Source organism: Nonomuraea sp. NPDC001684 (genome assembly GCF_053596515.1).
Map to the genome: position 1 here is coordinate 1 of NZ_JBSFGJ010000420.1, position 8,183 is coordinate 8,183.

Annotated in this window: 7 protein-coding genes; 1 reads left to right on the plus strand and 6 read right to left on the minus strand. The window is 72.6% G+C overall.

Annotated features, from left to right (window positions below; translation table 11 throughout):
* From ACWCSD_RS42095 to ACWCSD_RS42110, 4 genes are all read right to left on the minus strand, one after another.
* Window positions 1–900, minus strand: a 900-nt coding sequence (locus ACWCSD_RS42095) for a carbohydrate ABC transporter permease (protein WP_449923417.1), incomplete at its 3' end; no start/stop codon positions are given.
* Window positions 882–2,129 (minus strand): ABC transporter substrate-binding protein, encoded by a 1,248-nt coding sequence (locus tag ACWCSD_RS42100; protein ID WP_449923420.1) that lies wholly within the window; start codon window positions 2,127–2,129, stop codon window positions 882–884. The genes ACWCSD_RS42095 and ACWCSD_RS42100, both read right to left, overlap by 19 nt.
* 226 nt (window positions 2,130–2,355) lie before the next feature.
* On the minus strand, window positions 2,356–4,188 hold the full coding sequence (locus ACWCSD_RS42105) for a heparinase II/III domain-containing protein (RefSeq protein ID WP_449923423.1): 1,833 nt from the start codon (window positions 4,186–4,188) through the stop codon (window positions 2,356–2,358).
* Window positions 4,178–5,440, minus strand: a complete 1,263-nt coding sequence (locus ACWCSD_RS42110) for an alpha-L-fucosidase (RefSeq protein WP_449923426.1) — start codon at window positions 5,438–5,440, stop codon at window positions 4,178–4,180. The genes ACWCSD_RS42105 and ACWCSD_RS42110 overlap by 11 nt, the downstream gene beginning before the upstream one ends.
* Before the next feature lie 95 nt (window positions 5,441–5,535).
* On the opposite strand from ACWCSD_RS42110, the gene ACWCSD_RS42115 reads away from it, so the two are divergent.
* Window positions 5,536–6,336 (plus strand): RraA family protein, encoded by an 801-nt coding sequence (locus ACWCSD_RS42115; protein WP_397158145.1) that lies wholly within the window; start codon window positions 5,536–5,538, stop codon window positions 6,334–6,336.
* Between the two features lie 45 nt (window positions 6,337–6,381).
* Here the strand turns inward: ACWCSD_RS42115 and ACWCSD_RS42120 are convergent, their stop codons facing one another.
* The gene (locus tag ACWCSD_RS42120; protein ID WP_449923430.1) at window positions 6,382–7,290 is read right to left on the minus strand and encodes an aldo/keto reductase; all 909 of its coding nucleotides are present in this window, start codon (window positions 7,288–7,290) and stop codon (window positions 6,382–6,384) included.
* A partial coding sequence (locus ACWCSD_RS42125) for a hypothetical protein (RefSeq protein ID WP_449923433.1) occupies window positions 7,287–8,183 on the minus strand: 897 nt, incomplete at its 5' end. The genes ACWCSD_RS42120 and ACWCSD_RS42125, both read right to left, overlap by 4 nt.

Genomic DNA, 8,183 nt, shown 5'->3' on the forward strand with positions numbered 1-8,183 from the left:
GGCGAGGCCGGCGCACACGACCATGAGGAACACGGCCTGCGCGTTGGCGTAACCGACCTTCGTCCCCTCGAAGGACCTGGCGAGGATGAGGAACGAGTACGTCTGCGTGGCGCCCGCGGGCCCGCCGTTGGTGAGGCTCACGACCAGGTCGTAGGTCTTGATCAGGCCGATGAGGTTCAGCACGGTGGCCACGGTCACCACCGGGGAGATCATCGGGATCACCACGCGCAGGTTGGCCTGGCGCCGGGTCGCGCCGTCGATCGCCGCGGCCTCCAGCAGCTCGGCGGGGACCGTCTGGAGCGCGGCGACGAACAGCACGACGTTGAACCCGAAGCCGGCCCACACGATCACCGCGATGAGCGAGACCAGGGCGAGGTTCTCCTCGAACAGGAAGCCGACGGGCCCGATGCCGAAGTGCTGCAGCGTGCTGTTGACGGCGCCGTTCGTGCCGAGGATCGCGGCCCAGAGGAAGCCGAGGATCAGCGCGCTGATCACGTGCGGGTAGTAGGCGAGCGTGCGGAAGAACGAGTTCGTCCGCGAGCGCTCCTTGAGCAGCAGCGCGTACGCCAGGCCGCCGCCGATCATGAGCAGGGTGCCGGTGACGGCGACGAGGGCGGTCACGTACCAGGCGCTGGTCGAGCTCGGGTCGTCGAACAGGTGCAGGTAGTTCTCGAAGCCGACGAACACCGCGTCGGAGAAGCCGTTCCAGTCCGTCAGGCTGAGGTAGACCGCCACGCCCACCGGGACGACGGTCATCACCGTGTAGACCAGCACGGACGGCGCGACCAGCCCGAAGGTCACCGCCTTGGCCCGGTACCTGGCCGGCAGCCACTCGCGGCGCGGGCGCCGCGGCTCGGACGCCTGCCGCTCCGGCCGCCGGGTCAGCTCTGCGAGTTCCACCACTTGTCCAAACCGGCGGCGACCTGCTCGGCCGTGGCGCCCGTGTACAGCTTCTGCACCTGCGTGTTGAGCTCGGCCGGATAGCCCTCGACCGGCTGGCGCTCGCCCGACTTGACCAGCACGGACGGTGCCTCCTCAAGGATTTTCTGGACCTGCGTGCCGAGGCTGGACATCTTGTAGGTGAAGCCCTTGCGCAGGTTGCCGTCGGCGGCGAGCTGGCTCTCGATCGCGGCCGGGTCGGTGACCAGCCACTTCACGAAGTCGATCGCGGCAGCCTTGTGCTTGGAGGCGTTGACGACCACGTACGGGCTGGCGATGTTGCCGTACTGGCCGGTGGGGTGGGAGCCGTCGGTCGGCATGGAGAAGACGCCGATCTCGTCGCTCTTCTTCGCCGCGTCGGCGGCCGGGACGAAGAAGGAGCCCATGACGTACATCGCGGACTTGCCTTCGAGGAAGGCCGTCTGCCCGTCGGCGTAGGTCAGTCCGAGCGCGCTCTTGTCGAGGTAGCCCTGGTCGATCCAGCTGCGGAAGCGCTGGAGGTACTTCAGGTAGTCGCCGGTGGCGAAGGAGACCTGGTTCTGCTTGCGCTTGACCGTCCAGTCGGGGTCGGCGGTGAGCACGCCGGAGTCGGCGATCAGGGAGAACTGCGCTCCCGGCACCCACTGCCCGGCGCTCTGCAGCGGCGTGTAGCCGGCGCTCTTCAGCTTGGCCATGGCGTCCTGGAACTGGTCGAGCGTCTTGATGGCGGTGGCGTCGAGACCGGCCTTGGCGAAGGCGGCCTTGTTGTAGAAGACCAGCGACTGGATCTGCTGGCCGACGCCGACCAGGTAGCGCTTGCCGTCCACGGCGTACTGGTCGGCAAGCGGGGTCTGGCCGGTCCACGCCTCGCCGGTGAGGTCGGCGAACAGGGCGGCGTTCTCCTTGGTCGGGGTGATCTGCTGGGCGATGTCCGGCGGGTCGCCGGCGGCGAGGTCCTGGGTGAGCTTGGCGGTCGCCGAGACGGTCCCGGTGAGCTCCAGGTTGACCTTCACCCCCGGGTGGCTCTGCTCGTACTTCGCGAACAGTCCCTTCCAGTACTGCTCGGTCAGGTTCGGGCTGATGTTGACGATGATCCGCAGAGTCGTGGCGCCGGCCTGCGCCGGGTCCTCGCCGCCGCAGGCGGTGGCCGCGGCCACCACGGTGGTGGCGGCTGCCGCGACCGCGCACGCCCGACGCAACTGTGTTCCCATATCCGCTGCACGCTCCAATTGCATAGTCATGACCGGTGGAAGGTCGGGGTGGACTGGCCGCCTTCGGGAGCCGCCCGCCCGGGGGCCACCTGAGTGAGGGGGTCGGGCTGCGCGGGCCGGCGTGGCGGACGGCGTGACGGCTCGACACGATCGACGCGGCGACATCGACCACCATCAACGTCCATCGCCTATCGATAGGTGATGTTATGTGGCATACCTAACTTGTTCAAGAGTCATTTCGTGCGTGCCGGCGAAAGCTCACGGCGAACCGGCCGCCGCTCCCCTGGCCGGTGACGGCCAGCGTCAGCCGGGTCAGCCGGGAGCCCCAGCTGCGCGCGAGGCGCGGGTCGTCGATGTCCCGGTGCTCGACGGACGCGGCGCCGACGGCGGCGTCCCAGCGCAGTTCGAGCGGCGGTCCCCCGTCCGCCGTGACGACCGCCCGGCCCGGCCCGCACTCGACCTCGCCGGCGAGAACGTGCCGAAACAGCACGGTCCGGGGGCCCGCGGCCCATTCGTCCGCCACGGTGACGTACGGCTCCGGGCCGTCGCGCACCAGCCGGACGACGCGCTCCCAGCGGGTGAGCAGGCCCGCCGGATAGGCGGCGCTCAGGTCCGCCCGCAGGACGGCGTGGCCCTCGTCGAACCGGACGGCGACGTCCCGCGCGCCGTGCTCCGGGCCCGGGAGCTGCCCGTGCCCCGGTTCGGGCACGTTGTGCCAGGCGCTCTGGAACGGCCACTCCTCGTAGCGGCGCGGGCCGAACGTCGCGGCGGTGTAGGTCGGCTGGCCGACGTCCACGACCATCGGACGTCCGTCGAGCGCCACCCAGTAGGAGCCGACGTCGAGGTGGTTGTGGTGCTCGCCGTTGTGGCCGGCCTTCGCCGCCACGGTCAGCCCGTCCGCGCTCCCGGCCCGCTCGCGCGCGACCATGACCTGGATGCGCGGCAGCCAGCACTCGCGGGCCAGCCAGGGCGAGCCGTCCGGCGTCCCGCCGGCCGCGACCGCCCGGCGCCATCGCCGGTCGGCCAGCGCGGTCATGGCGCGCCCGAGCCCGGCCCTGGGCTGGACGACGCCGCCGGACGCGCGTGCGGCGGCCACCGCGTACGCCACGGTCTCCGGTCGCCCCAGGCGCTCGCCCCAGCGGAAGAGCACCTGCCACGGCCGCTCGCCGGTGAGCCGGGCCGGAGCGTCGCCGGTGTTGACGTACCAGTCCGCGCCGAGGTGCATGCGCGGCGGGTAGGCGAGCAGGGCGGGCAGCACCGGCGGGCCGGGGTCGTCCAGCAGGTCCAGCGCCTCCAGCAGCCGGCACGCCCCCTGCCACCAGTACGCGATGCCCTCGTCGATCCCGCCGTCGTCGGGGAGCCCCGTGACGTAGTGGTCCAGCCCCTCGGCGACCAGGCGTACCAGGCACTCGCGCCGCCGGACGTCGTCGCAGAGCAGCAGCGCGGCCGCCAGGACGGCCCCGTGGATCCAGGGGTTCCAGTTGTTCGCCCGGCCGTCGCGGCCGATCCAGTGCCAGTCGCGCACCCGCTCGAACGGGGTGAGCACCCGCAGGTCGGCCTCGCGGCGCAACCTGCGGCGCAGCCCCGGGGCCCTGACGTCCAGATGCGGGCCCAGAGCGTGGTCGGCCCAGGCGAACAGCGCCGCGATCTCGGCCGCGCCCAGGTCGAGGAAGGGATCGTCGGGATCGGGCACGACCTCGCCCCGGGCCGCGGCCCCGCGATCGTGCGGCGCCCAGCACCACGTGCTCGTCTCGGCGAGCGCCATCAGCCCGTCCACGACGGCGTCCAGGTGCGGGCACGCTCCGGGGGGCGCGGTCGCGGGGGCCACCTCGCCGGTGAGCACGGCGGCCAGGGCGAGGACGTCCACGCGTTCGCGCAGCCGCCGCGCCTGGTCCTCGTGGACGGCCCGCGCCCCGTCGCGGAACGTCCGGGCCCAGTCGTCCGGGGACAGGCGCGGGGCCGGCCGGGCCAGCTCTTCGGCCGCGGCGGCCAGGACGGCGTCGCGGGCCTCGGCGGGCACCGCGTCCCACACCGGCCGCGCGGTGACGTCAGGAACCATCGTCGTCGCGCAGCACGAGCTCGACGACCGGCAGCGGCACGTCCGGCGCGGCGATGGGCAGGGTCAGCGTGAGCGTGCCCGGCGGCTGGCCCGGCAGGGCGAGGTTGTTGTGCTCGTGCTGGTCTCCGTCCGCCTGGTGGAAGCGCACCTCGGAGCCGTCGTGGAGGAACTGCGCGTAGCGCACGCGTCCGGCGAGGCCGGGCAGGTGGACGTGCTTGAGCGGCCAGGACAGCAGGTGCAGGTAGAGGCGGCCGGCCCGCTGGGTGTAGAGGGCGTTGGGCGGCGGGGTGAACGCGCTCGGCCCCGCGCCGTGCACGGCCCTGGCGTGCAGGGACATCCACTCCCCGATCGCGCCCAGCGTGTGCCGGGCCCGCGGGTCGAGCGCGCCCCGGCCGGTGGGCCCGACGTTGAGCAGCAGGTTGCCGGCGCACGCGACGGACTGGACGAGCATCCGGATCAGCAGCGCCGGGTCCTTGTAGTCGTGGTTGTCGCGGTCGTAGCCCCAGGAGCCGTTGAGCGTGTGGCACGCCTCCCACCTGACCTGGCCGCCGTCACGGGTGAGCGGCCGGTCGGGCTGGTACTGCTCGGGCGTCACGTAGTCGCCGGGGATGCCGAGGCGGTCGTTCACCACGATCTGCGGGTTCAGGGCGCGCGCGGTCGCCATCAGCTCCTCCGCGCCCCAGTCGGCGGGCCCCTTCGCCGGGTAGGTGAAGTCGAAGAAGAGCAGGTCGATCGGGCCGTACCCGGTCAGCAGCTCGCGTATCTGCCCGTTCATGTACGCCCGGTAGCGGGCCATGTCGCGCGTGGCGTTCGCGTCCGGCGGCGCGCTGTCGCGCAGCGGGTGGTACTGGTCGATGGTGAAGTCGGGGTGACGCCAGTCGAGCAGCGAGTAGTAGAGCCCCACGCGCAGGCCCTCGGCCCGCATGGCCGCGGCGAACTCGGCGACCAGGTCCCGGCCCGTCGCGCGGGCGCTGGTGTAGCCGGTGAGCTCGGAGTCGAACAGGCAGAACCCGTCGTGGTGCTTGGCGGTCAGCACCGCGTAGCGCATCCCGGCGGCGCGGGCGCTCCTGGCGAGCTCTGCCGCGTCGAACAGGTCGGGGTCGAACTGTTCCAGGTAGCGGTCGTAGTCCTCGTCGGACATCTTCTCCCGGCTGCGCACCCACTCGTGCCGGGCGGCGAGGCTGTAGAGCCCGAAGTGGACGAACATCCCGAACCGCGCTTCCTCGAACCACTCCGTCGGCCCCGCCGGCATCCCGGTCTCCTCTCACGGTTGACAGCCCTCGTCGGTCGGCAGTTACATCTACCATCGATAGGCGATAATTGTCGATGCGTTGGGATGAGGCAGAAATGAGCACGAACGGGCATGTCGGGGCACCGGAGACGGGCGTCTACGAGACGATGCTGGGACCGGCGCACTCCTCGCCCTTCGTCCGGCCCGGCGCGGGCCTGGTGGACGCCCTCGCGGACGTGAGCGCCGCCACCGCGTGCGCCAAGCTCCACCAGATGGGCATCACCCGCACCTTCATCGACGGCCCCGTCCCCCTGCACAGGGAGCCGGGCGTACGGATCACCGGAGGCGCGGTGACCCTGCAGTTCCTGCCCCAGCGCGAGGACGTCTTCTCCGGCACCGGACAGGAGGACGCCGAGCGCAAGACCGCGCTGTGGGCGGTGCTGGAATCCATCCGGCCCGGCGACGTGCTGGTCGTCTCCGCGCAGGCCAGCCACTTCACCGGCTGCCTCGGCGACATGCTCGTCCGCTACTTCAAGCTGCGCGGCGGCGCCGGCATCGTCGTGGACGGGCGGGTGCGCGACGCCGAGCGGGTGCGCGCGCTCGGCGTGCCGATCTGGTGCACGGGCGTGACGCCGCACTACGCCTCGCAGGCCGAGCTGTTCCCCTCGGCCTTCAACGTCCCGGTAGGGGTGGGCGGCGCGCTGGTGACGCCCGGCGACCTGATCGTCGCCGACGAGGACGGAGCGGTGGTCGTCCCGCAGCGGAGCGCCCTGGCGGTGGCCGAGGACGCCCTCCTGCACCAGGACCGCGAGCAGTTCGCCCGCCGCCGCCTGGACGAGGGCGGCCGGCTGTCGGACTACTACCCGCTGACCGGAGCCGGCCTCGCCGAGTACCTGGCCGCTCGCGAGAACGACTGAGAAACGGGGGGCGGGGCGGCGAACCCGCCCCACCGGGGTCTTCCTCTATCCGTCCAGCAGCTCGGGAGGGACGAAGCCCTCCTCGGCGAGCCGGCGCCACAGCTCCGGCGGGATGTCCGTACGCCAGGCGGCCGCGTTGTCCTTCACCTCGGCCGCCGACCGGCAGCCCACCACGACCGACCGCACGGCGGGATGGAGGAAGGGGAACTGGACGGCCGCCGCGGCGAGCGGCACCCCGAACTCCGCGCAGACGGCGCGGCAGCGCTCGGCCCGCGCCAGCACGCCGCCCGGCACCGGCCGGTAGTCGAACATGGCCTCCGGACGCGGGTCGGCGAGCAGCCCGGTGTTGAAGACGCCGCCCACGACCACCGCCGTGCCGGTCTTCAGGCACAGCGGCAGCAGGGTCGTCAGCGCGTCGTGGTCGAGCAGCGAGAAACGCCCGGCGATGAGGACGACGTCCACGTCGAACTCGGCCACGTACGCGGCCAGCGGTTCGCTGTGGTTCATGCCGAAGCCGATGGCCCCGGCCAGCCCCTCCTCCCGCAGCCTGCGCACGGCCGGGTAGGCGGTACGGCGCACGTCCTCGGGGAAGTCGTCGGGGTCGTGCAGGTACAGGATGTCGACGGAGGGCCGCCGGAGCCGTTCCAGGCTGGACTCCAGCGACTGGCGGATGCCGCGCTCCGTCCAGTCGGTGACCACCTTCTGCCCGGGGCGCAGCAGCCAGCCCGCCTTGGTGGAGATCACCGGCTCGGCGGCCCCGCCACCGGTCGCGAGCGCGCGGCCGAGCCGGTCCTCGGCGACCCCGTGGCCGTAGCGGGGCGCGGTGTCGAAGTAGGTGACGCCCTCCTGGACGGCGGCGGCCACCGTGGCGGCCGCGTCCTGCTCGGAGACGTCCTGGAACAGGTTGCCGATGGGGGCGGTGCCGAGGCCCAGCCGCGGCAGCTCGGCCCTCATCGCCGCACCTCCATCGGCGGGGCCTCGTAGGTGGGTGTCCCGCCGCGCAGCGTCATCGTCAGGGTGAGCCGTACGTGCGTCGAGCCCGGCAGCCGCACGCGGACATGCGGCCCCTCGACGGGAGCGGGCGGCTCGTCGTCGGCGCGGACCTCGTGGATGACGTGCTCGGCGAACGTGCCCGCCTGCACCACGAGCGAGCGCGGCGCCGCGCCGAGGTTGACCAGCTCGACCACGGTGTGCTCGGCGTCGATGCTCGTGACCAGCGCGGCGACGTCGGCGGGCAGGCCCGGACGGCGCTCCTCGGCGTCGAAGTACCGCAGGTGCATCTGCGCCAGCGCGCCGTTGTAGAGCACCTGCGGCGATCCGGTGGTCAGCTGCAGCAATGCCTCCGTGACGACCGGGTTGCGGTCCTGCCAGTCGTGGATGCCGAACGCGTCGGGGCCGACGGCGGGGTCCACCGGGTCGGCCGCGATGGACTCCAGCCGCTGGACGCAGGTGTCGATGGCGCTGCGCAGCATCCGCTCGGGGAAGCCGGGGTTGCGGCCGGCGAGGTACTCGTACCAGGGCTCCTCGTGCCCGGACTCCTCCTTGGTGCGCTGGGTGTGCACCGCCGTCCAGTCCCAGCTCGCCTCCTCGCGGAGCCGGTCGACGCGCTCCCGGTCGGCGGCGGCCCGGCTGAACTGCCACAACGACACGGGCAGCTGGGTCGGCATGATGTTGTGGTCGAACCACCCGGAGTCGTCGCGGCGCATGGGCGCCATGAGGGTCGGCTCGTGCTCCAGCCCGCGCAGGTGGGGCCGCCAGCGCTTGGTGATGGTGGAGACGTCGGCGGGGCGGCGCCGTTCGGCCCGGCCGAGCACGACGTCCAGCGGGTTCCTGGCCAGGTCCAGGTA

Bases quoted from the DNA above. Each gene is read 5' to 3' on its own strand.
- ACWCSD_RS42100 (WP_449923420.1), bottom strand. From the start codon at position 2,129: ATGGGAACACAGTTGCGTCGGGCGTGCGCGGTCGCGGCAGCCGCCACC.
- ACWCSD_RS42105 (WP_449923423.1), bottom strand. From the start codon at position 4,188: ATGGTTCCTGACGTCACCGCGCGGCCGGTGTGGGACGCGGTGCCCGCC.
- ACWCSD_RS42110 (WP_449923426.1), bottom strand. From the start codon at position 5,440: ATGCCGGCGGGGCCGACGGAGTGGTTCGAGGAAGCGCGGTTCGGGATG.
- ACWCSD_RS42115 (WP_397158145.1), top strand. From the start codon at position 5,536: ATGAGCACGAACGGGCATGTCGGGGCACCGGAGACGGGCGTCTACGAG.
- ACWCSD_RS42120 (WP_449923430.1), bottom strand. From the start codon at position 7,290: ATGAGGGCCGAGCTGCCGCGGCTGGGCCTCGGCACCGCCCCCATCGGC.